Raw genomic sequence first — 26,057 nt, 5'->3', positions numbered from 1 at the left:
AAATTTAATAGCATGAATAAAACAGTACTACTCCTATTATCCCTTTTCTCTTTTCAAATATATGCACAATTTAACTTTGCGTACAACTTTAACACTACCGGAAGAAGAGTTTGTTTGGTCAATGCTACGGTAATTGAAAGTCCGGCAAGTGTTACGTTGCATTTACTTGAAAGTAATTTTAATACCTCAGAAAATTATACAATTAAACGTCGACCAATTAATGGTTCTCAATCAGATTGGACAATTCTTGCTTCAGGATTGATCAATCCAACATACACCGACACCAATGTCACAGTAGGTCAAGCTTATGAATATCAAGTTTCACGAAACACTGTAAGTGGTATTGCAACAGGATATGTCACCGCTTGCGTTCGCTATGATCAAAGTGATTATAAAGGTCAAATAATACTAGTGATTGATGCTTCGTTTCAAAATAGTTTGTCAGTAGAATTACAACAATTGAAACAAGATTTAATTTATGAAGGTTGGTTTGTAAATGAACTTTATTTTCAGAGAGCCACAACTTGGGAAACGGAATCAAGTATTTTGAATTTAAAAAGCAATATTGTTTCAATTTATAACAATGCTTCTGCAGGCGATAAACCAAGGCATTTGTTTTTATTTGGGCATTTACCAATAGCCCGTTCTGGTCAAAACGCTATTGCCCCTGATGATCATATTGAAAATAAAGGTGCACGTGGTGCCGATTGTTTTTATGCAGATATTGATGGACTTTTTACTGATGTTGCGACATTTAACCCCGGAAATATTGACTCCAAAGCAATTAATTTACCTGGCGATTTAAAATGGGACCAAGATTTTATACCTTCTGAGTTAGAATTTGCGTTCGGACGAGTTGATTTTGCTGATATTGCTGGTTCACTACAAGATGAAGAAGATTTGCTCAGAAATTATTTGAATCGTTTACACAATTACAGAATAGTTGCTGATGGATTTGACATGGGAAATAAAACAGCTTTTCATTTTGGATATGATAATTCCAATGATGGTTCGTATCGGAGTTTGGTTCCAATTTCTGGTGTAGATAATGTTGATTTTTACGAAGGCAATTCATCGTTTCCCGAATGGATTCAGCAAAACGGTCCTTACCAAATTTTCATGCAGAATGTTCAAATCCCAAATTCATCTGAATGGTTATCAAGTGGTATGAACAGTACCATTTTTTCAAGCGATCAAAGTTATTGGGGCTATTGGGACGAACCTTATCTACAATACAATTATGGCAAAATTAGACAGTTACTTTCGCTAAATACCAAATGCTTGGGTATGATTTACACCACAACTGGAATCAACATTTTTCATCAACCAGGAATGGGAGAAACTATGGGTTGGAGTTGCAAACGTATTATGGATCACAATGCAACTAATAATTTATATCAAAAACCTGAACAGGAATATGATACATCGGAGTTTTGGAATCGAACGCATTTTCAATACCATGGAGATCCTACTTTGCGATTAAATCAAGTAAAACCGGTAAGTAATGTTCAAGTTACACCATTTAATGGTCACACAATTAATTGGTCTCCATCACCAGATAACAATATTCTTGGGTATCACGTATACAGAAGTTACACAGAAAACGGACCGTTTGAACGATTGACATCATCTCCAATTAATGAACTTTCGTTCATTGACGGAGATCTTACTGCAGTTATTCGACATTATATTGTAAAAGCGATACGATTAGAAACTACTGGAAGTGGAACGTATTTAAATCCAAGTATTGGAATTCTAGCGTCAAACGCATTAAATATTGATACTAGCGAAAGTTTGGACGTTAGGATATTTCCAAACCCTACCTCAAATGATATAACCATCATAACCACTGCTACTATATACTCGTATGAAATTATTGATGTACAAGGAAAAGTTGTAAAAAGTAATCATTTTGAACAAAACATTATAAATATAAGCGAACTAGAGAATGGCGTTTATTTTATAAAAATTAATTCGGAGAATAACTCTACCACAAAAAAAATAGTTAAGATTTAGTAGTTTTTCTTTTTATTTATTTTGAATAAAAGCGATCACTTGTTGATTAAAAATAGTGGATTGTTCTACATTAACAACATGTCCACATTTTTCAATTACAAATAATTGAGAGGATTTATAATGCTTCTCAACTACTTTTTTGACCGATGGCAAAAACATATAATCTTCTTCACCCATGACATAAAATGTGGGAATATTGAGTTCTTGTTGGCGAAACCATTTCAGAATAGGGTTAATTTCGGCAGTAAGTTTAAACCATCTGATGAATTCTTTTTGATACAACTTTTTGGCTTCGTTAATAAATAATAATCTGGATTGTTTGTGGTTTTTGTTAGGCATAATGACAAAAGCAAAAAACCGATATAAAACCAAATAAGGTAAGACATATTTAAAGACATTTCCTAAATGCATCAATATTTGCGAACGAAAATTCATTTTTAGAATAGCGCCACCCAAAATCATACTTTGCACGCGTTTTGGATGCATTTCTGCTAATTGACGAATAACAATAGTTCCTAAAGAAATTCCAATAAAATGGGAAGTTTTAATCTGTAAATAATCCAAAACCTCTAGTACATCATTGGCAATAGATTGGAAAGTATAGTTTTGTTTAAATGTATTTTTTTGCTGTAGATTAGAATTGCCATGACCTCTTAAATCCAACAACAAAACATTGAAATGCTTTTGAAAATCACGTATTTGTTTAAACCAAATGGAAGAACTTCCTCCTGCTCCATGTACAAAAGTCACCCATTGATTCGAGTTTTCGGTTTTGTATATCGAGTACGAAATCAATTATTGTTACTTAAAATTTCGCACATTTCAACTTGTATTTTCAGCGCTTCTTCCCTAGCCTTTTCAGCAAAATCTCTTTCATTGGATGCATAAATAATGCCTCTCGAAGAATTGATTAACAGGCCAATAGTGTCGTTCATTCCGTATTTACAAACTTCCTGTAAGTTGCCGCCTTGAGCACCAACACCTGGAACGAGAATAAAGCTATCGGGAATAATTTTTCTGATTTCGGTAAAATATTCGGCTTTGGTGGCTCCAACAACATACATTAGTTTTTGGGCATTTTTCCATGTCTTAGAAGTTTCTAGTACGACTTTATAGAGTTCTTTACCATCAACGTTTTGAGTCTGAAAATCGAAAGCACCATCGTTAGAAGTGAGTGCCAATAAAATGGCGTGTTTGTTTTCAAATTCTAAAAAGGGCTCCACCGAATCTTTTCCCATATACGGAGCAACAGTAACCGAATCAAAATTTAAATCTTCCAGAAAGGCTTTGGCATACATCGTTGAAGTGTTTCCGATATCGCCACGTTTAGCATCGGCAATGGTGAACATTTCCGGATACTTTTCGTTGATGTAATCAATCGTTTTCTGTAATGACTTCCATCCTTTAATTCCGTATGCTTCATAAAAAGCAGTATTAGGTTTATAAGCGATGCATACGTCGTGTGTAGCATCAATAATGGCTTTATTAAATTCAAATATTGGATCATCAAGTTCTAATAAAAACTGAGGTATCTTAGTCAAATCGACATCCAGACCAATACAGAGGAATGATTTTTTTTTATGGATTTCCTGAACGAGTTGTTGTGTATTCATTAGCGTAGTTGTGTGATGCAAAGTTAGGCATTTGAAATCCAAAAGTGAAAATTTTATAACAATACTAAAAAATTATATAACCCATTAAAACGGTTACTGAAATAACTTTGTATAACAAACAATAAGCACCTACTCTATTGTTTGTCCAATAATAAAAAGTTGGGGTTAGTAAAAAGGGCTGTGTGAAAACACGGCTCTTTTGTTGAATATTTCACTATATTTACCTACCATCCAAATCCAAAGACTTATGAAGATATATATAAAATTTGATTTCAATATGGTTTGCAGGAAAGTCCTGGAAAACAAATTAATAGAGCACAATATCAAACATAAGGTGTTGGGTTTTGGTGAAATTGATGTTTTAGAAAAAACAGATTCGACAGCTTTTGCGGCTTTTACAGAAGACATTAAAGGATACGGAATTGATATTATTGAGAATCAAAAAAGCGTTTTGGTTCAGAAAATAAAAGATACCATCATTGAAATGATTCACAGTCCGGAGTTAGTTAATGTGAAAAGTTCGGTGTATTTGGCAGAAAAACTGAGTCACAGTTATGGCTATCTTTCCAATTTGTTTTCTGATGTAACGTATACTTCTATCGAGAATTACATCATCATGCAAAAAATTGAATATGCTAAACAATTAATTGTAAGCACTGATTTAAGTTTGACGGAAATAGCCTTTCAACTGAACTACTCTAGTGTTGCGCATTTGAGTACTCAATTTAAAAATGCTACTGGAATAACGCCTTCTGCGTTTCAGCGCATCATAAACAAACGAAGAGAAATAGCTAATAAAAAATAAATCCAATGGATAAAAACTACATACATATTATTTTGGCAGATGATGATGAAGATGATCGATTGCTTTTTACCGATGCTTTTGATGAATTAAAAATAAATACTAAGGTTAATACTTTTAATGATGGTGTAGAACTTATGGACTACCTCAATGCTGATGATGCTGTTTTACCTAATGTATTGTTTCTCGATTTAAATATGCCCAAGAAAAATGGTATTGAATGTTTGTATGAAATAAAAAGAGATGACAAGTTCAACGATATTGCTATAGCCATTTTTTCAACATCTTCATCGGAAGAACATATTGAAGAAACCTTTGTACAAGGTGCCAATATTTATATCAAAAAACCAAGCGATTTTGCTACGCTAAAAAAAGTCTTATCTGAAGTAGTAACTATAAATTGGCAATATCATACGTCTGGACTTAATAAAGATAATTTTCTTTTAAGGTTATAAATTTTAGAACAGCTATGAACCTACCGAAAATATACACATCAACCATTTTTCTCAAAAGTATTTTTGTGATTTCTATTTTTGTGATATTTTTTATTTCAGCTGTTACTTTTAAACATATGAGCCTTGTTGGCGATTCTTCTAAATGGGTTAATCACTCGTATGAAGTTAGTTTGGAATTAGAGCGATTAAATTCGTATTTAAAAGATTCAGAAACCGGTCAGCGTGGTTATTTGATAACTAAGGATTCCACTTTTTTACAACCGTATTTATTGGCCAAACCCAAGATTGAAAATTCTTTTTCTAAAGTAAAGAAATATACCAAAAACAATCCATTACAGGAACAAAATCTACGAAAACTAGAGTTCTTCATCAACAAAAGACAAAATTACCTATCCCTTACTATGCATTTGGCTCAAGGCCGACCGTTGAATGATGTCTATTTAAAAACTAAACTTTTTACGGGCAAACAGACGATGGACAGCATCCGGAAGCAAATAGATGAGATGATACTTACCGAGAAGAGATTGTTGCAGGAAAGAGAACTAAATTATTCTGATACCGTAAAGGTTACACCAGTTTTTGTCTATTTGACATTGTTAGTTACACTACTTTTAATAGCCATTTCTTATCTTAGAATTAGTAAAGATGTTGAGAAATTAAAATTGTCAAACAGTCGATTAGCCTTATTAAATGAATCTAATAATTTAGCTGAAAATGTTGGTAGTTTTGGTAGTTGGGAATTAAATCTTCACACCCATGAATATTGTATGTCAGACAATGTTTTTCGTTTACTAGGTTTTAAGCCTCAGGGTTTTTATGCCAGTCAAGAAAACTTTTTAAAGTATGTACATCCGGAAGATCAATCTGTTTATAAAGAAGCGGTCGCTAAAATGATAAATAATGCCAACTTACCGCCTTTTACCTACAGAATTATTAGAAAAGATAAAAAAATACGATATTTCAGAACAACGGGAAGGATTGTAACTAACAAGTTAAGTGATAAGATACTAATAGGTACCTATGGAGACGTTACTGACGAAGTATTAGCATCACTTTCTTTAGAGCAACAAAATATTGAATTGGAAGCCAGTAACAAAGAACTAATAGCTTTTAACTATGCTGCAAGTCATGATTTACAAGAACCGCTGCGAAAAATTCAAACCTTTGTTTCCCGCTTATCTGAAAAAGAAAGCGCCAATCTTTCGGATACTGGCAAAGAATTTATGGTTCGGATTAACAGTTCGGTGGAACGAATGCGAATTCTTATTGAAGACTTATTACAATATTCCAGAACGACTAAAACAGAGAAAGTCTTTGAAGAAATTGATTTGAATGACTTATTAGAGAATGCTAAAGTTGAAATGGCTCAATTTATTGAAGATAAAAAGGCTAAAATTCAAAGTCAGGATTTGCCACAATTAAAAGTCATTCCGTTTCAAATTCAGCAGTTATTCATCAATCTCATCAATAACTCTTTGAAATACAGTAAGTCAGACACAACACCTGACATCAAAATTTCCTGTAAAAGAGTAACAGCTTCTGAAGAAGAAAAAATTCCAAAAAGTACCAAAGATAAATTTTATAAAATCACCTTTAAAGATAATGGTATCGGCTTTGAACAAGAATATGCCGAAAAAATCTTCGTGCTTTTTAACAGACTACATAACAAGAATGAGTATGAAGGTACAGGCATTGGTTTGGCTATCTGTAAAAAAATTGTTGAAAATCATAAAGGATTTATTTTTGCAACCGCAAAACCAAATATAGGTGCAACTTTTACGATATATCTTCCTGAAAATGATGTCAAATAGCAAATCAACTTCTTTTCTGCTGCTATCATCAATACGATCACTTCTCTTTTAATGGAAATGCTATAACATTTCAAAGAAATGCTATAACACATACCTTTTAGATTCCTTGCAATTTTGTCCTGTACAATTAAACGAAGACATTATAAAATTCAATCATGCAAAATTTACACTATTCCGTAGTTCTAATAGTACTCGTATTTTGGGCATTAGGCTTTTTTATTTACAACATTGGACCGATTATTCATTTGCTGTTAGTCGTTGCAGCAATTGTTACACTGCATAAAATTATAAAAGGAGAAAAAGTGTAGATAAACTAAGCTACATCAACATTAATTAAAATTAAATACCATGAAAACTATTTTGAAAAATTCATTAAAAACAGCCGCAATTGCTTTATGTCTACTAAGTTCAACGATGACATTTGCACAAGAAACCACGAGTACAACCAGCTCTGAAACCAAAAATTACGACCAAGGATTCCGATTAGGATTCGGTTTAAGTGGTGGAGTTCCCGTAAATGCAGAACCTTATGAGTTCAATATAGGAGGAGATGTTCGATTACAATATGATTTATCTACTAAATATTCGTTGACATTCACTACAGGATTTAACAACTTTTTCATCAACGGTGACGATAATGATTTAGGGTATATTCCGGTAAAAGGTGGATTTAAAGCTTTTGTTTTAAAAGATCAGTTATACTTACTTGGAGAAGTGGGTGCAGCTTTTGCGGTAACGAATGATTATGATGATAGCTCCTTTTTATTTAGTCCCGGAATTGGATATGCAAACAAGTATTTTGATGCTAGTTTACGATACGAACACTACACCAATTTTCCAAAATTGAATAATGATGGAACAACTGGAAAAGGATTGGGAATGATTGCTTTGAGACTTGCTTACGGATTCAAAATTTAAATTTAGAAATCATTAGGCAAAAAAAAAGGCTGACAATTATGTCAGCCTTTTTTGTTATTAGAAAACTTCGCTTTCTTTTAGTTTTTCCATATTGTTCACCAACTGAAGCTCATCAACAAATTTTTGAATTTTTCCATTCATTACACCATCCATATCAAAAACATCTAACCCAATTCGGTGATCTGTTACACGACCTTGCGCGTAGTTATAGGTACGGATTTTGGCAGAACGGTCACCTGAACTTACCTGTGATGTACGTTTTGTCGCATCTTCAGCTTGCTTTTTGGCCAATTCCTGTTCGTACAAACGTGAACGCAATACATCAAGTGCTTTGTCTTTATTCTTGTGTTGTGATTTCTGATCCTGACATTGAGCCACTAAACCAGACGGAATGTGCGTCAAACGCACAGCCGATTTTGTAGTATTTACCGATTGTCCTCCAGGTCCAGATGAACAGAAGAAATCTACACGAACATCGTTCATGTCGATTTGTACATCAAACTCTTCCGCTTCTGGCAACACCATAACGGTAGCAGCAGAAGTATGTACTCTTCCCTGAGTTTCGGTTTGTGGAACCCTTTGCACACGGTGCACTCCTGCTTCAAATTTCAATGTTCCGTAAACATCCTCTCCCGTTACTTCAAAAATCACCTCCTTAAATCCACCAGAAGTTCCCTCGTTCATATCTACGACAGATGTTCTCCAACCACGGCTTTCACAGTATTTTGTGTACATTCTATATAAATCTCCTGCAAAAATAGAAGCTTCATCACCACCAGTTCCGGCGCGGATTTCGACCATGACATTCTTCGCGTCTTCAGGATCTTTTGGAATTAACATGAACTTGATTTCATCTTCCAATTCGGGCAAACGGTTTTTGGCTTCATCCAATTGCATTTTGGCCATTTCTACCATTTCGGCATCAGAACCATCGGCAAGAATCTCATTAGACTCTTTTATATTAGCATCAAGCATGACATACTCATCACGCTTTTCCATTAAAGCTTTCAATCCTTTATATTCCTGATTTAACTGCACATAACGCTTTTGGTCGGCAATCACATCAGGTTGAATAATCAAATCCGAGATTTCGTCGAAACGCTGCTTTACATATTGCAATCTGTCTAACATAATGTATCTTATTTTGGAGTGCAAAAATAGTAAAAAGTGTTCAGTTTACCGTGTAGAGTTCACAGATTTTTTATAGTATTGTATAGTTTTATAAAAAATCAAAAAATGAAAAAACTAGTTGTGCTACTTTCGATAGTATTAGTAACTTCATGCCAACAAAAATCTGTAAACAAATTTGAAAAAATAAATCAAGCCAATTGGTTTCTTGGCGAATGGAATAATAAAAGTAAAGACTCTGAATTTACAGAAATCTGGAAGAAAGCCACTGATAGTTCTTATGTGGCTGAAAGCTTTGTGTTGGTTAACAAGGACACGGTTTTTTATGAAAAGATTGACTTAATGGAAAGAAACGATAATTTATTTTATATTGTTTCGGTCAGAAATCAAAATAATGAAAAACCAGTTGCCTTTTATGCTACATTAATGGCCAAGGACTCTATTACTTTTGAAAATCCAAAACATGATTTTCCTAATAAAATTGTTTATCGGAAAATTGAAAATGACAGTATGATAGCAACGATTTATGGTAAAAATCATAAACCTGAATTTTTTCCAATGAAAAAAAAGAGATAGAATATGAAAAATATAGTAGTACTGGCTTTGTTCATTGCAACTCTAATAGGTTGTCAAAACAAATCTGAAAAAAAATTTGATAAACTCCACAAAATGGAATGGCTTGTTGGTAATTGGGAACAAAAGCTACCAGATGGAGTCGTATCAGAAATCTGGATTAAGGAAAATGACAGTACCTATTCGGGCAAAAGTTATTTTATTAAAGAAAAAGATACGGTTCACTTAGAACGAATCATTTTGACTCAAAAGAATGAGACGTTGCTATACATTCCAACCGTAAGCGGACAAAACAACGATGAACCAGTAACTTTTACTATGACATCTGATGCTGAGAATACATTTAGCTTCGAAAATCTGGCGCATGATTATCCTAAAAAAATCACCTATAAAAAAGTTAGCCCAACTAGTTTAATTGCTACTATTTCGGGTACTCAACAAGGAAAACTGAGTCAGGAAAGTTATCCTATGACCAAAAAATAAGAACTACTTCCCTATTTAGCATTACCAAACCTCACTAAACAGTTGGGTTTTGCATTCCCTAATTCTTCAAAGTCAATACGTTAAAAATTATTATTTATATTTAGTCTAAATAAATTTTGTAGATTAATTCGAACTAGTATATTTGCATTATTATTTTAATTTAATCTAAATAAGAATGAAAAATCTAGTCATTATTACTGCAGGCTTACTCATTTCAATCACGGCTTTGGGTCAGGAAACCAAGAAAGATACCATCAACGCATTGAAAGAAGTAGAAGTTAATACAAACAAATACAAATACAAAAGAGAAAAAAGCACTACTGTATCAAAAATGCCGTTAAACAATATCGAAAACCCACAGGTTTACAATACCGTTACTAGCGAATTATTGAAGGAACAAGTCGTAACCAATTTTAACGATGCCCTAAAAAACGCAACCGGAATTACCCGACTTTGGGAATCTACTGGGCGTGGTGGTGATGGCGCTGAATATTATACCATGCGTGGTTTTTCTGTTCAACCCACTATGATTAATGGTTTACCCGGAATCAATAATGGTAGTATAGATCCCATCAATGTGGACAATATTGAAGTGATTAAAGGCCCATCGGGAACTTTATTTGGAAGTAGCTTAATTTCTTATGGTGGTTTAATTAATGTTATTACCAAAAAGCCTTATCAAAGTTTTGGAGGTGAAATAAGCTATAATGCCGGAACTTATGGTTTGGACCGAATTACCGCTGATGTCAATATTCCTTTGAATAAAGATGTTGCCCTTCGAGTAACTGCTGCTAATCAAAACGAAGATTCTTTTCAAGATGCCGGCTTTTCAAAATCGCTTTTTGTCGCACCATCATTAAGTTACAAAGTCAATGACAAACTCTCATTTTTGATTAATACGGAATTTACAAATAGAACTTCTGCGAATGCGCCAATGATTTTCTTGAATAGAAATGTTCCGCTTTCCTTCTTTTCAATGGATTTATTTGAAAAAAACTATTACAATTCATTTACAACAAATGAGTTAACCATGAGTAATCCAACATTTAATATGCAAGCGCAAATGTTCTATAAATTATCCAAGCAATGGACTTCTCAAACCGTTTTATCAAGAAGTAATGCCAAAACAAATGGATATTATCACTATTTATATGATGTTGGAAATGGAGATCAATTTACTCGTTTTATTTCTAAAGCCAATTCGCAAACACAAGGAACTGATATTCAACAAAACTTTATCGGAGATTTCAACATTGGAAAGCTAAGAAATCGAATGGTTATTGGTATTGATTACTTAAACCTAAATCAAAGAAATGGAAATGCTGGTTGGTTAGCTAACGGAACGGTTACTTTGTCAACAGGAATAGACACTGGAGTTTTATCTAGCGCTGGTGTGGATAATTTATTAGCTGGTTCATATCCTGGAAATACCGAATCCGAAAACGAAGTTATCAGCGCCTATGTTTCTGATGTTTTAAATATTACCGACAAATTATCGGTTATGGCGAGTGTTAGAGTTGATAATTTTATTAGTAAATCAGTAGACCAAAGTTATAATCAAATAGCGGTTTCGCCAAAATTTGGAGCGGTGTATCAAATTATCCAAAACAAAGTATCGGTATTTGGTAATTATATGAACGGATTTAAAAACAATGCTCCAATACTGCAGCTTGACAATACGTATAAAGCTTTCAAACCGGAACATGCGAATCAATATGAATTTGGTCTAAAAACCAATCTTTACAAAGAGATTATCTCAGCAACCATTAGTTATTATAATATTGATGTTAAAGACCGAGTTAATTCTGATGCTGGTTTCACAAATTTCCGTCAAGGTGGTGCAGTGAACAGTAATGGTGTTGAAATCAGTTTTACTGCCAATCCTGTAAAAGGATTTAACGTGATTGCCGGATATAGCTACAATGACAGCGAGGTCACCAAAGACGTTTTAGATGATACTTATATTGGTTTCCGACCAGAAGAAGCCGGACCAAGAGCATTGGTTAACCTTTGGGCAAATTATGCTTTTACTACCGGAAGCTTAAAAGGTTTTGGAATCGGATTTGGTGGAAACCATGCCAGCGAATACTATGTATTACACCGAAAAAATACAGGAAGTTTCAAATTACCTGATTATACCATTCTAAATTCGGCACTATCGTATAATAACGATAAATTCAACATTACATTAAAAGTGAATAATCTTTTAAACGAAAAATACTATTCCGGTTGGTCTACGGTTACGCCACAACGATTGAGAAGCCTAACTGCCGGATTAACCTATAAATTTTAATAGCTGTATTAAAATTTGTTTCTTGTTTGTTTCATTAAACTCCTCATTTTTTTGGGGAGTTTTTACACTTTACACATGCAAAAAAATCGCTTTAAAAAAACCATTAGAAACATCCATCTTTGGCTTGGCTTGGCATCGGGATTGGTAGTTTTCATCATAGCTATCACAGGCTGTTTGTATGCGTTTCAGGAAGAAATTCAAAATCTTACACAAGAGTACCGATTTGTTGAAAAGCAAAATAGTCCTTTTATGGCTCCCTCACAATTGGAACAAATTGCTCGAAAAGAATTCCCAGATAAACAACTACATGCCATTAAATATAATGGTTCCGAGAAATCAGCTGAAGCCATCTTTTACCATTACGAACCAACATATTATTACATTGTTTATTTGAATCCGTACTCAGGCAAAGTGCTCGAGAAATCCAATATGGAAGAAGGCTTTTTCCGGTTTATTCTTGATGGCCATTTCTATCTTTGGTTACCCGATGCCATAGGTCAAACGGTGTGCGCATCGGCTACATTGATTTTCGTATTGATGTTAATTACCGGATTGATTCTGTGGTATCCCAAAAATAAAAAAGCAGCTAAACAACGTTTTTGGTTTCGTTGGAAAGAGGGCATACAATGGAAACGCAAAAATTACGATTTGCACAATATCACCGGATTCTATGTAATGTTAATTGCGCTAATCTTTGCGGTTACCGGATTGGTTTGGGGTTTCCAATGGTTTGGTTATAGTTATTACACTGCTATTGGTGGCGAAAAATCACTTATATATGTTGATCCTGTTTCTAAAAAAGAAGCTGCTATCATTGCTGTTCATAAACCTTTAGATAAAGTTTGGATGCTGATGCAAAAGGAATATCCCAATGCCGAATCGATAGAAGTCCATCCACCGGAAACCGATACTGCGTCTATTGCTGCCAATGCGAATTTAGATAAAGGAACTTACTGGAAGACAGATTATCGGTATTTTGATCAATACACTTTAAAAGAAAAAGAAGTAAATCACATCTTCGGAAAATTAAAAAATGCTACTACTTCAGATACTTTAATGCGCATGAACTACGATATTCACACTGGAGCTATATTGGGTTTACCTGGAAAAATATTCGCTTTTTTAATAAGTTTATTAATTGCTAGTTTGCCCATTACAGGCTTTCTGATTTGGTATGGTAGAAGAAATAAAAAAACTCCTAATTGATTGGGAGTTTTTTTTTCGCTATAGTTTTCAGTAAATCAATTTGTTATAAAAAAGCTTAATTTTTTATTTATATTTAATCTAAATAAACTTTTTTTATTGCTTTCTCGTATCTATCTTTGCCTCGTTATTTTAACTTATTCTAAATAAATGTATAAATATATAGCCGCCATAGTCCTAGTATTTAGTATAAATACAACAGTATTTGCACAAGAAAATTATACTGAAGTTGCTGAAGAAACTAGCACTTTAAGTGATACCATCAAAAATAAAAAAGGAGAAGTCCTTAAAGAAATCATCATCATTTCGCAACAGCAAAAAACTATCGTCAAAAGTGGAAAATCAAATATAAAACCACTTGACTTGCCTCAAGCTTCCATGGTAATCGGAAAAGAAACCCTAAAGCAGCAGCAGGTTTTAAGACTTTCCGATGTGGTTCGAAATGCTAACGGAGTTTATGTTTCGGGTGCCAGTAATGCTTCCGGAAACAACCAAGAGGAATTAGGTTCACGTGGATTTACTTTTAGCGGTGCTAATACGTTCAGAAACGGAGTTCGTTTTAATGGTTCGTTGATTCCGGAAACCAGTTCTTTGGAAAGCATCGAGATTTTAAAAGGAAGTTCGGCGCTATTGTATGGCAATGTTGCTCCAGGAGGCATTTTGAATCTTATTACTAAAAAACCTCGATTTGATCATGGCGGTGAAATAAGCATCAGAACCACCGAATATAATTTTTTCAAACCAACGCTAGATGTATATGGAAGTGTAAACAACAGCAATACGATAGCATATCGTTTTATTAGCAGTTACGAACAAGGGAACAGTTTTAGAGATGAAGTAACCACCGATAGAATCTATTTTAATCCTTCATTCCTTTTTGATATTTCGGCGAAAACGAACATATTAATTGAAGCTGATTACACCAAAGACAACAGAACACCTGATTTTGGTTTGGCCACCATCGATTACAAAGTAGTCGACTTACCACGAAACGCCTTCCTAGGCTTCAACTGGGGAAGATTTGCCTCTGAACTAGTGGGCTTCACTTCTACTATCAATCACGACTTAAATAAAAACTGGCAACTGAAAGGAATTTTCTCTTACCAAGGTTACAGTACTAATTTATTTTCCAGTCTCAGACCTAATGCAGGTATTAATGACCCTCTAAACCTCGACAATAATCTTATTAGAGATAATGGAGACTGGAAAAGAGGTGTTCAAAAAACCGACACAGAACAAGACTACAGTTTGGCCGAAATCGATTTGAACGGAACCTTTCACACTGGAAAAATAAAACATACGTTACTGATCGGAGCCGACGCCGACCAAAGCAATACGGCTACTTTGGCTTATAAAAATATACTTTGGTTTGACAAAATCAACATTTACAATCCGAAAGCAACTTTTGAAAGAAATCCAGATTATGCTGATACTGAATTACCAACCATGGATAAAAACACGAATACACTGGCTAACGTAAAAAGAGCCGGAATTTATTTTCAGGACTTAATCGAGTTGAATACTAAGTTTAAAGTTTTTGCCGGTTTGCGTTACAGCTATTTAGAAAACACCACCAATACCCTAACCTTTTCAAACAATAAAAATTCAGAAAATACTACTAACGATAATATCATTTCGCCAAAAGTAGGTTTGGTATTCCAACCAACCAAAACCAACTCCGTATTTGCCAGTTATTCTGATTCGTTTGTACTGAATACAGGAACAGACAAAAATTTGAATGCCTTGCCACATTCTACAATCGATCAATACGAAATCGGAATTAAAAACGAATTTTTCAAAGGCCACTTGGTGGCTAATCTTACGACGTATCTAATTGATTATGGCAATTTGGCGCAAACTGATTTTAGTCTCACTGTTCCAGATCCAAACATCAAAGAATTGGCGGGAGCGTATCAAAGTAAGGGTGTTGAAATTGATATCACAGCACACCATAAAGGTTTGCGAGTAATTGCGGGTTATAGCTTCAATGAAACCAAATACACCAAAAGCAACATCTATGATGCCGGAACATATTTGCGTTTTTCTCCAAAACATACTGCCAACGCTAGTGCTTTTTACACTTTCGAAACTACTCCATTAAAAGGATTAGAATTGGGCTTGCAATCGACTTACATTGGAGAACGTTTGGGTGGCCGACTTCGTCCTAACAATGCGTCAACTCCAGCAGAACTTGCAAGAACACCTATTCCTGTGGACGGATTTTTACAATTCGATGCCTCTATTGGATATTCGATTAAAAATTTCACTTTCAGAGCGAAACTGGCTAATTTAGGAAATGCTTTGAGTTATTATGTTTATGATGACAATACCGTTACACCCATTGCTCCGAGAATGTTAACGAGTACGGTTTCTTATAAATTCTAAACTATCTTTCAATGAAACAAGCTACTATCAGAAACCTCCACCGTGATTTAGGGTATTTTTACATTGGGTTGATTATATCCTTTGCGTTTTCAGGGATTATGATGAACCACCGAGAAAATTGGCATCCTGAAAAATACACGGTTGAAACCAAAGCGATTCAAGTACAATTGCCTACTGAAGATAAAATAAGTGAACCTTTTGCTGACTCCTTAGGAAAGGCCTTGGGCATTGACGATAAGATTCGACGTCACAGTGTAAAGAAAGGAACTTTTAAAATTTCCTTTGAAAGACATGATGTCGAAATAGATATGGCAACAGGAAAAGGAGAAATAGTATCGTTTCAGAAAACGCCACTCATCAGTCACATGATGAAACTCCATAAAAACACTTCCAACTGGTGGATTTACTACTCGGATATCTTTGGTTTTTCCTTAATAACGATAGCTATTACAGGAGCCATAATGATTCCAGCCGGAAAGTTTACTTTTAAACGAAGAGGATGGAAACTGGCCTTAGCCGGATTGCTATTCCCTTTGTTATTTCTATTTTTATTTGGTTAATAGAAAATGAAAGCTCCCGAATCGGGAGCTTTTTTTATCTTCTGGCCATAAAATATTCTGAAAATAAAGAACAATCTGAAATCACATCTTTATAATACTCAGGGTACTTTAACTTCAAATCCTGGTAGTATTTGTTTTTGCTACTAATCCCATGCGCATAGGCTTCATAATCGCCATTATAATCATAGGGCTGAGAATATCGTAATCGGAACGATTCACATTTTCCAATCATGCGCAGACAAAGGGCTTTAAACTTATCTGTTTTTGCTTTGCTTAAAGCTAATTTATAATAGTGCTGTGCCAAATTACATTCGTGGAATTCCTTTTCATCTTCAATGAAAGTCGCACCTCCAATACTTGACCAATAATACCGTCGCATCATCCATGAATTTCCATTTTGTGTCATATTGTAATAACAATTGGCGACCAGAAAATAGTAATAATCCCGATCTTTGGTTAAAGGATTATTGGCTCGGTTAATGTATTTAATCAATTGCTTTGTGACGGTATATTTGTTCAACCTTATCGTATCCTTTACCGGAATAAATTCCGGAGTATACTTCAATACATAAAATGGATTTTGGTCAAATACATTATTGCCGTAATCCCAACTGTTATCTTTATTCCTTTCCCATGAAGTGTATTTATCATTCCATAACTTATTGTTGACCTTTCTGAATGCGTGTACCGCTTTTTGCAATCTGTTTTGGCGAATGTATTTGGTTCCCAATAAATCATGTAGTCTGGAAATCTCACTTTTCAATATTTTATATTTATAGATGGCAAACTCGTCTTTGCTCGACCTATTAATGATAATGTTATTAATCAACGACTGTACTTGTTCTGGTGTATACATGACATTCATATAATCAAAATAATTATCATAAAAATCAGCATAAGTATCACCCTGACTTTTTTTAGATTTCCAAAAGGCATTATTGGTATACGAATCGGTTTCTTCACTCCACTGCACTTCATTCATCAAAGAATACAATAACGCAGCATCGGTGGTATTGCCTTTATATTCTAATTCTCTGCCCAAAGCAAAAATAAATTTCTGATACGCATTGTTTTTTAGTACGATTGGCTTGACTTCATCCAGAATAATCGCTTTTCCGTATTCCTGATTTGCAGTTAATGCAAGCGCTTTTATGATTTCAATTTGCTTTTGCACCTCTACGGAGCATTTATTTTTTTCGATATTGGAGATGGAGGACAAACAACCCTCATAATTCTGACTGATAAATTGCAGATACATTTTACTCAAAGTAAAAAGCATAGGATTATCGGTTTTGCTTACAGGAACTGTATTGATAAAAGCTAAAACATTAGCAGCATATTGCCTATCGCCTGCTACTCTTTTCAAAATTTCAGTAACCGAGTTATTGCCATCTTCCTGCCAAGATTGTCTTCTTGTAGCCGGTTCAAAAAGAGAATAATAAGGGGTAAAAACCCAATCTTCAATTTTATTAACTTCGCGTAGTAAAAGGAAACTAAAGCCTTCTGAATTCGGCGCTAACTGGTACAGTTTCTTAAGATACTCTGAGGATTGGTCTACGCTCAGGATTCCTTTTAAAAGATACACATTAGCGCGCTCTTTATCATTTTGGGCAAAAGCAAGCACTCTTTCAATCGGAATTTCTGAATTGAATTGTTGTGCAATCATAAAACGCTTATCAGGAGCATTGGCGAAAACCTGTGCCGCATAAAAATTGCAAAGTGCCGAATCTTTTTCTGCCAAAGATTGAAAATACAAGCTCCAATAATAAATAATATCTTTCTGCTTACTGTTTTTTATATTCTTTTCAAATAAAGTATTTATGGTTTTAATATCGCTGTTGTAGTAAGAAAGTCGCATTGCTAAAAATAAGTAGCGAAGTTTGAGCGACTGCGTCTTAGTAATAGCTGCCAAACGGATAGCTTTCTTTATTTGATTACTGCGGGCAACAGTCACAAAGGAGCTATTGCGCTCCCAAGGATCTTCTTCCCAAGAGTTGCCAAACTCCGAAATTTTAGCAAACTTTAGGTAATTAATGGCTTCACCATCTTTCATCTTAAACAAATACTGAATCATGGAGTTCTGAGATTGTGATGTAATTTGACTTGCAGGAAGCGTATTAAGCACCTTTGAAATGGAGTTCAACGGTACTTTTCCTTTACAGTAGTCAAACCAAAGCTGTTCATTAGGAAAAACATAATCCGCCGGATATTGAATTCCGGGATAAAAATAATTTGCCGAGTAATTAAACTCATCAAAGGCATAATAGCCAAATAATCTGTTGTTAAAAAAGGTAAATCGCAAATCTTCTCCACTAGGATAGAATCCGCAGGCCAACAGCTTACTACTTAGTAAAATCAGTATAAAAAGCAGCGATTTCTTCATCGGTATATTTCTTTAATTGTTCTTCGTCCAAATGAAATAACGAAACAGTAGTGTTGTCATCAAAGTCGATGTTTTTCTTTAGGAGCACTATAGCGTCTTTTATCTTTTGAGCAGTGACTTCCTCCGATTTTATTTTATCACCAATTCTCAAATAAACATCATTAACGATAGTATCTTTAGTAACCGAATACCATAATGGTTTGTCTTGTTTTAAAACCGTTTTCATCTTTTTAATATTGGTATAGATGACATTAGAAAAACGTTCATTTTGATATACCTGCATCCAAGAATAAATAGGAAGTGCCACATCAATATGCTTGGGATATTTTTTGGCAGAGACGAGGTAACTTTCTAATTCCGCTAAATCCAAAATAGAATTTTTATTCGGATTCTCTAGTGGATTAATTAAGTTGTAACACATCAGCATCACTTTATCAACAGGGGGATTTCCCATTTTATCCGGATATTTATAAGGATACAAGCGAAGCGTGCAGCTAATCTCTTTTTGGGAGATTTCCTTTAATTTTTTCAGAAAATAAAAATAATTGTCCTTGGTTTTCAGGGTCCAATCACAATCCATTTGAAACTCTTTGGGTGGTTTAGCCCTGTCAAATTTTTCTTTGCTGTATTTATTGATAAGAAAATTGACATTATCTGCGAGAGTATCAATGGCGCCTTTTGAAGCCTTCCTAAAAATGTCATTTTTCAGATAAACTGTTGGCACAATATTCAAGCTATCCTGCATACTGTAGAAATACAGTTCTGTTTTTGAAATAGGAAAAAAACCAAGCGCATCACTATAATCTACTTCAAAATACTTAATATATAATTTGTCAGTCTTACACCTTCTCCGCACAGAATCTAATTGAGTTGACATCTGATATTGATCTGATTTCCAATAATAAAAAGCCCGTTCAACGTTCTTGACCCTGTGCTCCTTTTGACAAGAAAAAAACAAACTTGATATTAAAGCGATGAGCAAGACTTTTTTCATAAATAGGCTTTTTTGGGATAACGTAAAATTCGTATTAAAAGTATATTATTTTAGGGAATAACTATAAATAAAAAACCTCGTCTATTGCTAAACGAGGTTTGTATTTTCTATTATCTTTTCTCTTGCTTCTTGCTTCTTGCTTCTTGCTTCTTGTCTCTTGCTTCTATTTCTTCTCCGGAATATTCGCCAATATCTCCAAATAAAACTTCCAGAATTTTTGCGATGATGTAATCGAAGCTCTTTCATCCGGACTGTGTGCTCCATGGATTGTTGGTCCAAAGGATATCATGTCCATTCCAGGATAATTCGTTCCTAAAATACCACATTCTAATCCGGCGTGACAAGCCACGACATTGGGTTTGCTTCCATTTTGTTTCTGATAGATGTCGACTAAAACATCCAGTATTTCCGACTTAACATTTGGAGTCCAACCTGGATAGCTTCCTCCAAATTCTACTTCGCAACCAAACAGTTCGTAGGCCGAACGTAAGGCATTGGCTAAATCAAACTTCGAGCTTTCTACCGAAGAACGGGTTAGGTTTTGAATGGTGATGGTACCGTCTTTAACCACCACTTTCGAAATGTTATTCGAGGTTTCTACCAAATCCGCCATGTCCGGACTCATTCGGTAAACGCCATTGTGTGCTGCATATAGCGATCGTATCAAACCTTCTTGAACCCCTAAATCCATTACTTTATTTGGCACATCTCCTTTTACAATTTCAATAGTCAAGTTCGGTTCCGTTGTCTTGAATTCAAATTTAATATCATTGATGATTTCCTGCATATCAAACACAAAGGCTTCATCGTACATTCCGGCCACAATCACTTTAGCAACACTTTCACGCGGAATAGCATTGCGCAAACTTCCTCCATGGATTTCGGCAATTTGCAGACCAAAATTCTCAAAACCATCAAATAAAAGTCGGTTCATAATTTTGTTGGCATTGCCTAAACCTTTGTGAATGTCCATTCCGGAGTGTCCGCCATTTAATCCTTTTACAGTAATGGTATATCCTACTGAATCTTCCGGCGTTTCTTCTTCGGCATACGTTCGGGTAGCCGTTACATCTATACCACCGGCACAGCCAATATCAATTTCATCGTCTTCTTCTGTATCTAGATTTAAAAGAATTTCTCCTTTCAAAATACCGCCTTTTAAGCCTAAAGCACCTGTCATTCCGGTTTCTTCATCAATGGTAAACAGCGCCTCAATAGCAGGATGCGGAATATCTTTACTTTCCAATACGGCCATGATAGCTGCCACTCCCAATCCGTTATCAGCGCCAAGCGTGGTCCCTCGAGCACGTACCCAGTCACCATCGACAAACATATCAATTCCTTGAGTATCGAAATCAAATTGGGTGTCGTTGTTTTTTTGATGTACCATGTCCAAATGTCCTTGTAACACTATCGTCTTACGGTTTTCCATTCCCGCAGTAGCGGGCTTTCGGATGATCACATTGCGGATGTCGTCTTCAAATGTTTCTAGTCCGAGACTCTCACCAAATTTTTTCATGAATTCGATGACACGTTCTTCTTTTTTAGACGGACGAGGCACCGCATTTAAATCGGCAAATTTATTCCAAAGTACTTTGGGTTCTAGGTTTCTGATTTCTTGGCTCATTTATGTTGTTATTTTTTTAATGTCGAAGCACAAAGTTACAAAGTTCGCTCGTCTGTTCGAGTGATTTTCGATAGAAAATTATATCGAGAACTTTACCTAGCAAAAATGCTTCTCGATACTTTTCAAAATTTGCAATTTTGAAAAACTCGAAGTGACGATTTGATTATATTTACACTTTAAAACAGCATTGTGAAACGCCAATACCTACTTCCGATTTTTCTGTTACTCCAAATTCTTTTTGTTAAGGTTTTGGCGTTCTTTCCCGAAATAGTGGAAAGGTTCTACAGTAATGGTCTCTATGTTTTTACCTCAAGTATAGAACGAAGATTTTTTGGGCTATTTCCTTTTTCGGTAGGAGATGTTTTGTATGGATTGCTGATTTTTTATTTAGTGATTTCTATCTGGAAAACTCGAAAAACATGGCGTAGTCAATGGAAACATCATTTGTTGAAAGTGATGGGTGGTTTGTCCTTATTCTATTTCTTGTTCCATTTGTTATGGGGATTCAATTATTACAGAATGCCTTTGTTTGAAAAGATGCAGATTCAAAGGAAATATTCTGATGCAGATTTGTTTGCATTCACCGAAAAGCTCATTTCCAAAACCAACGAAATCCACTTTAAAATTACGCAGAACAAAAACAGTAAAGTATCTAATCCGTATTCGCAGGACAGTATCTTTAGCATGACCCAAAACGGCTACGATAATCTGGCAAAAGAGCATCCCTTTTTCAAATACAAAATACCCAGCATAAAGCAATCGTTGTTTAGTTTACCCTTAACTTATATGGGATTTGGTGGTTATTTGAATCCGTTTACCAATGAGTCTCAGGTCAATTACAAATTGCCTATGTATGGATTTCCGAATGTGGTATGTCATGAAATGGCGCATCAGATTGGCTATGCCAGTGAAAGTGAATGTAACTTTATTGGATTTATGGCAGGCATTAAAAATGACGATTTGTATTTTCAGTATGCTGCTTATTCCAGTGCTTTGCGTTATTGTCTGGAAAATGTCTTTCTCAAAGATGAAGCGAAATTTAAAATGTTTAAAGCAACCGTTCATCCCGGAATTTTAAAAAACTACAAAGAAAGTGAACTGTTCTGGAAGCAGTACGACACTATTATTGACAAGGGTTTTCATGCTTTTTACGATCAATTCCTTAAAGCTAACCAGCAAAAAGATGGTTTAGAAAGCTACAGCAAGTTCGTAGATTTGCTTATCAATTATTACAAGGGAAAAGAACTAAGATGATAGACAAAAAGATAATAGATGATAGACATTTTTAGTCTGAAGCTTTGTCTATTCTCTATCCGTCTATTATCTATTCGTCTTATTTTAAATTCTGCTTAAAATAAACCTCCGTCGCGCCTTGTCCGTATTTTTGATAATTCGCGTCTTGAAAAACAACATTATCATAACGGCCTAATAAAAAATCAAGGTCTGATTTTAAAACCCCTTCACCTACGCCGTGAATAAATACAATCTTCGGAATTCTATTTCTGATGGCGAATTCGATATGTCGTTTGGCCGTTTCCATCTGAGTGGTCAGGATGTCATAATTGCTCATCGATTTATGATTTTTAACCAACTTTTCGATATGCAAATCAAACTCCGGAGCCGGAATTTCTCTTTTGGATTTCTTTTCTTTATTGATGTAGTTGGGCTTAGCAACTTCCTTTTCACTGATTATGTGATTTTTATTAAAGCTGAAATTCATAGGGCTGCTGCCTATTTTAATCAACTCGTTGCTTTTGAAGGTAAGTGTAAAACCATCAGTAGTTTCGATGATAACATCTGAACCTTTAATGTCAACTATAACCCCATCAATAGCATCATCTAATACCGAAACTTTATCTCCTTTATTCAACATCGTCTTCCTCCTCTTTCTCTCTTTGGTTTTTACTCGGAACTTTCGACGTGAGCTGCATCATGCCAAACATGAATACGGCTACTGCTGCACATAAAATATAGATGTTGGGTTTGTCTTTGGATTGCTCAAACAAACCAACTAGTATGGCTACAAACATTATAGGAATAAGTAGTTTTTTCATGATAAGGGATTTCTAATTCCAAAAATAAAAAAAACCAGCTGAAATAGCTGGTTTTAATGATAATATAATTTACAGATTACATTCCGCCACCAGCCATTGAGGCAAAAACTCCAACAAAAGCAATAATTGCGATGATGTAGACTGCAATCATAACGATAGTAAATATACCCAAAAACTTGTGGTGTGATTTTAAATTCACTAAAGCATCCGCTAGAATATTTTCGTTAAACGATTGTAAAGCTTCTTTCATTTTTTTGGCATAATTGAATAAATAATACACCGGAAAGAAATAGATCAAAGCCATTACAATGTACACAGCTCCTAAATAACTCTTAATGGCAGAGAAAGGGTCCATACCCATGCCTCCTCCGTATGGATCATCTGGTATTGCCGACATAGCTACTGCCATAAATAATCCGGCCACTACCATCAATCCGATGAAAATAAATCCGACAATAGCGAGAAACATACACCATTTGGCACTTTCTCTTACAGCGGAAACTGCTAATTCATTCAATTTAAAATTGTTTTGTTCTTCCATAATTAAAAAGGTTTTGGTTGGTTATAAAAAATTGGTTATTACTTTTCAAATTGCTTTAAGGTCTTGATAATGATGGCAACACAATCTAATAATTGTGCTTCAGTCATCACCAACGGTGGCGCAAAACGGATGATATTTCCGTGTGTTGGTTTCGCCAATAGTCCATTATCACGCAAGGCCATACAGATATTCCATGCCGTATCACTATCTTCCGTATCATTAATTACTACAGCATTTAAGAGTCCTTTTCCGCGTACTAATGTAGCAATGTTTGAGGTTGCAATATAGTTAGCTAATTCTGTTCTGAAAATCTTCCCTAGTTTACGGGCGTTTTGTGCCAAGTGTTCTTCGGTTACAACATCCATTGCAGCAATAGCAACAGCGCCCGCAATAGGATTTCCACCAAAAGTAGAACCGTGTTGTCCCGGTTTAATAACATTCATAATGCCATCATTCGCCAAAACAGCAGAAACTGGATAGGCACCACCTGACAAGGCTTTTCCTAAAATTAAGATATCCGGTGCCACATAAGACGATTGCTTTTCACATTTATTTTCACAGCTACAGTTACCACAAACCGCCAGCAAAGATCCCGTTCTTGCAATTCCTGTTTGCACTTCATCGGCGATAAAAAGTACGTTGTGATTTTCGCAAAGATCCTTAGCTTTCGCTAAATAATCTTCACTAGGCACATAAACTCCGGCCTCACCCTGAATAGGCTCCACTAAGAAACCGGCAATGTTATTAGAAGATGTAATGGCTTTTTCCAAAGCATCAATATCATCGTAGGCAATTTTTATAAATCCAGCAGTATACGGGCCAAAGTTTTTACGGGCATTGTCATCATTAGAAAACGAAATGATGGTGGTAGTTCTTCCGTGAAAGTTACCGTCACAAACTATAATCTGTGCTTCGTTTTCGGGAATACCTTTCTTTTCATACGCCCATTTTCTGCAAAGTTTCAAAGCCGTTTCCACAGCTTCTGCTCCAGTATTCATTGGAAGAACTTTATCAAAACCAAAGTATTTAGTAATGTATTCCTCGTAAACGCCTAATTTATCATTGTAAAAAGCTCTAGACGTAAGTGTTAAAGTTTGTGCCTGTTCCATCATGGCACCAACAATCTTTGGATGGCAGTGTCCTTGATTTACAGCCGAATACGCCGAAAGAAAATCATAGTATTTTTTGCCTTCCACATCCCAAACGTATACACCTTCTCCTCTACTCAAAACGACGGGTAACGGATGATAGTTGTGGGCACCATACTTGTTTTCTAAAGCTATCGCTTCGGCAGAACTCATTTTTTCTAAAACTGACATTGTAATTGAATTTTGTAACCTAATCTCGTTATAGGTTATTTAATATATCGCCATTCCTTCTTATTGGAGAGAAATCATCCATACGTTAAAACAAATGTAAAATTTAATTATGAATTTTGAATTATTTCTTTTTATCAATCCTGCTCAAAATATCATTCATCATTTCAATCTGCACTTTCTGAATTTCAATCAGTTCCTGCTGTTGATGCATGATAAGATGGTCTAATTTTTCGTCAAGCATTCTGATTTCGAGCTCTGATTTAAGGTTAATCATATAATCCTTCTTGGCTCGCTCTCTGTCCTTTTCTTCCTGACGGTTTTGGCTCATCATAATTACCGGTGCTTGTAAAGCCGCCAAACAAGATAAAAGTAAATTCAAAAGGATAAAAGGATACGGATCAAAACCCTTGTTCAGCAACCAATAGACATTCGTAAATATCCAAATCAATATAAAGACAAAGAATGAGATGATAAAGGTCCAACTCCCACCAAAAGCAGCCACTTTATCTGCTATAACTTGGCCAAAAGTTCGGTTGTCGGCATCTTCTTCAACCTTAGAAACGAAGGATTTATCGCTATTAAGGGAGCTAATTACGCTTTTATGCAACTTAGAAAGCTCTCCTACTTCTGACTGCAGAAAACCCGAAATATATTTTTCGCGGTACAAGCTCAATTCACTGTCGGCTATACATCCATTGGTATCAAAATCAGGATGATCCTTTTTGATTAGGTCAAAGATACCACTGCGTATTGATTTACTCCAAACCCTATTACGTTCAGGATATTCAAGACCGGAAATACTGCTTCGAAAGGTTTTCTTATCACTCATTCCATTTTTATTTTAGTGCTAATGTACGCCATAAACTACAAAAAGCCTCACTCTCGGAAAGAAAATGAGG

General features: G+C 35.1%; 24 protein-coding genes. 13 read left to right on the top strand and 11 right to left on the bottom strand.

Translation table 11 applies throughout. The annotated features are described in order from the left end of the window. Positions 1-12 precede the first annotated feature (12 nt). Positions 13-2,016, top strand: a complete 2,004-nt coding sequence (locus ACULEU_RS07005; protein WP_445454737.1) for a T9SS type A sorting domain-containing protein — start codon at positions 13-15, stop codon at positions 2,014-2,016. Between the two features lie 12 nt (positions 2,017-2,028). Here ACULEU_RS07005 and ACULEU_RS07000 read toward each other — a convergent pair whose 3' ends face one another. Both ACULEU_RS07000 and pyrF read right to left on the bottom strand, forming a co-directional pair. Beyond that, positions 2,029-2,811 (bottom strand): alpha/beta fold hydrolase, encoded by a 783-nt coding sequence (locus ACULEU_RS07000; protein WP_445454736.1) that lies wholly within the window; start codon positions 2,809-2,811, stop codon positions 2,029-2,031. Next, entirely contained in the window at positions 2,808-3,629 is an 822-nt protein-coding gene (pyrF, locus tag ACULEU_RS06995; protein WP_445454735.1) for an orotidine-5'-phosphate decarboxylase, read from the bottom strand. The genes ACULEU_RS07000 and pyrF overlap by 4 nt, the downstream gene beginning before the upstream one ends. Positions 3,630-3,876: 247 nt before the next feature. On the opposite strand from pyrF, the gene ACULEU_RS06990 reads away from it, so the two are divergent. The 5 genes from ACULEU_RS06990 to ACULEU_RS06970 all read left to right on the top strand — a co-directional run bounded on the left by ACULEU_RS06990 (position 3,877) and on the right by ACULEU_RS06970 (position 7,615). After that, a complete protein-coding gene (locus tag ACULEU_RS06990) occupies positions 3,877-4,434 on the top strand; it encodes a helix-turn-helix domain-containing protein (protein WP_445454734.1) in 558 nt (185 codons plus the stop codon). 5 nt (positions 4,435-4,439) lie between these two features. Continuing rightward, entirely contained in the window at positions 4,440-4,886 is a 447-nt protein-coding gene (locus ACULEU_RS06985) for a response regulator (protein WP_445454733.1), read from the top strand. 116 nt (positions 4,887-5,002) lie between these two features. Next, positions 5,003-6,697, top strand: coding sequence for a sensor histidine kinase (locus ACULEU_RS06980; protein ID WP_445454732.1), 1,695 nt, complete (start codon positions 5,003-5,005; stop codon positions 6,695-6,697). Positions 6,698-6,852: 155 nt separating this feature from the next. Continuing rightward, on the top strand, positions 6,853-7,005 hold the full coding sequence (locus ACULEU_RS06975; protein ID WP_445454731.1) for a lmo0937 family membrane protein: 153 nt from the start codon (positions 6,853-6,855) through the stop codon (positions 7,003-7,005). Positions 7,006-7,045: 40 nt separating this feature from the next. Beyond that, positions 7,046-7,615 (top strand): hypothetical protein, encoded by a 570-nt coding sequence (locus ACULEU_RS06970; protein WP_445454730.1) that lies wholly within the window; start codon positions 7,046-7,048, stop codon positions 7,613-7,615. Positions 7,616-7,672: 57 nt separating this feature from the next. On the opposite strand, the gene prfA is transcribed toward ACULEU_RS06970, so the two are convergent. Then, positions 7,673-8,746, bottom strand: coding sequence for a peptide chain release factor 1 (gene prfA / locus ACULEU_RS06965; protein WP_445454729.1), 1,074 nt, complete (start codon positions 8,744-8,746; stop codon positions 7,673-7,675). A gap of 105 nt (positions 8,747-8,851) precedes the next feature. On the opposite strand from prfA, the gene ACULEU_RS06960 reads away from it, so the two are divergent. The 6 genes from ACULEU_RS06960 to ACULEU_RS06935 all read left to right on the top strand — a co-directional run bounded on the left by ACULEU_RS06960 (position 8,852) and on the right by ACULEU_RS06935 (position 16,240). Then, the gene (locus ACULEU_RS06960; protein WP_445454728.1) at positions 8,852-9,319 is read left to right on the top strand and encodes a DUF6265 family protein; all 468 of its coding nucleotides are present in this window, start codon (positions 8,852-8,854) and stop codon (positions 9,317-9,319) included. A 3-nt stretch (positions 9,320-9,322) separates the two neighbouring features. After that, positions 9,323-9,799 (top strand): DUF6265 family protein, encoded by a 477-nt coding sequence (locus tag ACULEU_RS06955; protein ID WP_445454727.1) that lies wholly within the window; start codon positions 9,323-9,325, stop codon positions 9,797-9,799. A gap of 175 nt (positions 9,800-9,974) precedes the next feature. Next, positions 9,975-12,092 carry a TonB-dependent siderophore receptor gene (locus ACULEU_RS06950; protein ID WP_445454726.1) on the top strand — a complete coding sequence of 706 codons (2,118 nt, stop codon included), beginning with the start codon at positions 9,975-9,977 and terminating at the stop codon, positions 12,090-12,092. A gap of 75 nt (positions 12,093-12,167) precedes the next feature. Further along, entirely contained in the window at positions 12,168-13,298 is a 1,131-nt protein-coding gene (locus ACULEU_RS06945; protein ID WP_445454725.1) for a PepSY-associated TM helix domain-containing protein, read from the top strand. A gap of 147 nt (positions 13,299-13,445) precedes the next feature. Continuing rightward, complete coding sequence (locus tag ACULEU_RS06940; protein WP_445454724.1) at positions 13,446-15,680, top strand: TonB-dependent siderophore receptor; 2,235 nt, start codon at positions 13,446-13,448, stop codon at positions 15,678-15,680. 11 nt (positions 15,681-15,691) lie between these two features. Next, positions 15,692-16,240: a PepSY-associated TM helix domain-containing protein gene (locus ACULEU_RS06935; protein ID WP_445454723.1), complete on the top strand. Its 549-nt coding sequence runs from the start codon at positions 15,692-15,694 to the stop codon at positions 16,238-16,240. Between the two features lie 34 nt (positions 16,241-16,274). Here ACULEU_RS06935 and ACULEU_RS06930 read toward each other — a convergent pair whose 3' ends face one another. From ACULEU_RS06930 to ACULEU_RS06920, 3 genes are all read right to left on the bottom strand, one after another. Continuing rightward, on the bottom strand, positions 16,275-18,623 hold the full coding sequence (locus tag ACULEU_RS06930; protein WP_445454722.1) for a hypothetical protein: 2,349 nt from the start codon (positions 18,621-18,623) through the stop codon (positions 16,275-16,277). Further along, positions 18,583-19,500: a hypothetical protein gene (locus tag ACULEU_RS06925; RefSeq protein WP_445454721.1), complete on the bottom strand. Its 918-nt coding sequence runs from the start codon at positions 19,498-19,500 to the stop codon at positions 18,583-18,585. The genes ACULEU_RS06930 and ACULEU_RS06925 overlap by 41 nt, the downstream gene beginning before the upstream one ends. A gap of 280 nt (positions 19,501-19,780) precedes the next feature. After that, positions 19,781-21,244, bottom strand: coding sequence for an aminoacyl-histidine dipeptidase (locus ACULEU_RS06920; RefSeq protein ID WP_445454720.1), 1,464 nt, complete (start codon positions 21,242-21,244; stop codon positions 19,781-19,783). A gap of 189 nt (positions 21,245-21,433) precedes the next feature. On the opposite strand from ACULEU_RS06920, the gene ACULEU_RS06915 reads away from it, so the two are divergent. Then, the gene (locus tag ACULEU_RS06915) at positions 21,434-22,498 is read left to right on the top strand and encodes a DUF3810 domain-containing protein (RefSeq protein ID WP_445454719.1); all 1,065 of its coding nucleotides are present in this window, start codon (positions 21,434-21,436) and stop codon (positions 22,496-22,498) included. A gap of 79 nt (positions 22,499-22,577) precedes the next feature. Here the strand turns inward: ACULEU_RS06915 and ACULEU_RS06910 are convergent, their stop codons facing one another. The 5 genes from ACULEU_RS06910 to ACULEU_RS06890 form a co-directional block, all read right to left on the bottom strand. Next, entirely contained in the window at positions 22,578-23,117 is a 540-nt protein-coding gene (locus ACULEU_RS06910) for a Smr/MutS family protein (protein ID WP_445454718.1), read from the bottom strand. Then, complete coding sequence (locus tag ACULEU_RS06905; RefSeq protein WP_445454717.1) at positions 23,107-23,298, bottom strand: hypothetical protein; 192 nt, start codon at positions 23,296-23,298, stop codon at positions 23,107-23,109. Before ACULEU_RS06905 ends, ACULEU_RS06910 begins: the two co-directional genes overlap by 11 nt. A gap of 76 nt (positions 23,299-23,374) precedes the next feature. Then, positions 23,375-23,839 (bottom strand): hypothetical protein, encoded by a 465-nt coding sequence (locus ACULEU_RS06900; protein ID WP_445454716.1) that lies wholly within the window; start codon positions 23,837-23,839, stop codon positions 23,375-23,377. Positions 23,840-23,877: 38 nt separating this feature from the next. Beyond that, complete coding sequence (rocD, locus tag ACULEU_RS06895) at positions 23,878-25,158, bottom strand: ornithine--oxo-acid transaminase (RefSeq protein WP_445454715.1); 1,281 nt, start codon at positions 25,156-25,158, stop codon at positions 23,878-23,880. Positions 25,159-25,279: 121 nt separating this feature from the next. Continuing rightward, positions 25,280-25,987 carry a DUF1003 domain-containing protein gene (locus tag ACULEU_RS06890; RefSeq protein ID WP_445454714.1) on the bottom strand — a complete coding sequence of 236 codons (708 nt, stop codon included), beginning with the start codon at positions 25,985-25,987 and terminating at the stop codon, positions 25,280-25,282. Between the last annotated feature and the right edge of the window lie 70 nt (positions 25,988-26,057).

The organism is Flavobacterium sp. 25HG05S-40 (assembly GCF_052654735.1).
The sequence above is the reverse complement of the archived record's forward strand: the minus strand, read 5'-3'. Positions and strand labels throughout refer to the sequence as shown.

Excerpts from the sequence above, each read along its gene's own strand:
- ACULEU_RS06910 (WP_445454718.1), bottom strand. The coding sequence starts at position 23,117 with ATGTTGAATAAAGGAGATAAAGTTTCGGTATTAGATGATGCTATTGAT.
- ACULEU_RS06945 (WP_445454725.1), top strand. The coding sequence starts at position 12,168 with ATGCAAAAAAATCGCTTTAAAAAAACCATTAGAAACATCCATCTTTGG.
- ACULEU_RS06970 (WP_445454730.1), top strand. The coding sequence starts at position 7,046 with ATGAAAACTATTTTGAAAAATTCATTAAAAACAGCCGCAATTGCTTTA.
- ACULEU_RS06940 (WP_445454724.1), top strand. The coding sequence starts at position 13,446 with ATGTATAAATATATAGCCGCCATAGTCCTAGTATTTAGTATAAATACA.
- ACULEU_RS06900 (WP_445454716.1), bottom strand. The coding sequence starts at position 23,839 with ATGGAAGAACAAAACAATTTTAAATTGAATGAATTAGCAGTTTCCGCT.
- ACULEU_RS06905 (WP_445454717.1), bottom strand. The coding sequence starts at position 23,298 with ATGAAAAAACTACTTATTCCTATAATGTTTGTAGCCATACTAGTTGGT.
- ACULEU_RS06920 (WP_445454720.1), bottom strand. The coding sequence starts at position 21,244 with ATGAGCCAAGAAATCAGAAACCTAGAACCCAAAGTACTTTGGAATAAA.
- ACULEU_RS06930 (WP_445454722.1), bottom strand. The coding sequence starts at position 18,623 with ATGAAGAAATCGCTGCTTTTTATACTGATTTTACTAAGTAGTAAGCTG.
- ACULEU_RS06990 (WP_445454734.1), top strand. The coding sequence starts at position 3,877 with ATGAAGATATATATAAAATTTGATTTCAATATGGTTTGCAGGAAAGTC.
- ACULEU_RS06985 (WP_445454733.1), top strand. The coding sequence starts at position 4,440 with ATGGATAAAAACTACATACATATTATTTTGGCAGATGATGATGAAGAT.
- ACULEU_RS06935 (WP_445454723.1), top strand. The coding sequence starts at position 15,692 with ATGAAACAAGCTACTATCAGAAACCTCCACCGTGATTTAGGGTATTTT.
- rocD (WP_445454715.1), bottom strand. The coding sequence starts at position 25,158 with ATGTCAGTTTTAGAAAAAATGAGTTCTGCCGAAGCGATAGCTTTAGAA.
- ACULEU_RS06975 (WP_445454731.1), top strand. The coding sequence starts at position 6,853 with ATGCAAAATTTACACTATTCCGTAGTTCTAATAGTACTCGTATTTTGG.
- ACULEU_RS06980 (WP_445454732.1), top strand. The coding sequence starts at position 5,003 with ATGAGCCTTGTTGGCGATTCTTCTAAATGGGTTAATCACTCGTATGAA.
- ACULEU_RS07005 (WP_445454737.1), top strand. The coding sequence starts at position 13 with ATGAATAAAACAGTACTACTCCTATTATCCCTTTTCTCTTTTCAAATA.
- prfA (WP_445454729.1), bottom strand. The coding sequence starts at position 8,746 with ATGTTAGACAGATTGCAATATGTAAAGCAGCGTTTCGACGAAATCTCG.
- ACULEU_RS06950 (WP_445454726.1), top strand. The coding sequence starts at position 9,975 with ATGAAAAATCTAGTCATTATTACTGCAGGCTTACTCATTTCAATCACG.
- ACULEU_RS06955 (WP_445454727.1), top strand. The coding sequence starts at position 9,323 with ATGAAAAATATAGTAGTACTGGCTTTGTTCATTGCAACTCTAATAGGT.
- ACULEU_RS06925 (WP_445454721.1), bottom strand. The coding sequence starts at position 19,500 with ATGTCAACTCAATTAGATTCTGTGCGGAGAAGGTGTAAGACTGACAAA.
- ACULEU_RS06960 (WP_445454728.1), top strand. The coding sequence starts at position 8,852 with ATGAAAAAACTAGTTGTGCTACTTTCGATAGTATTAGTAACTTCATGC.
- pyrF (WP_445454735.1), bottom strand. The coding sequence starts at position 3,629 with ATGAATACACAACAACTCGTTCAGGAAATCCATAAAAAAAAATCATTC.
- ACULEU_RS06890 (WP_445454714.1), bottom strand. The coding sequence starts at position 25,987 with ATGAGTGATAAGAAAACCTTTCGAAGCAGTATTTCCGGTCTTGAATAT.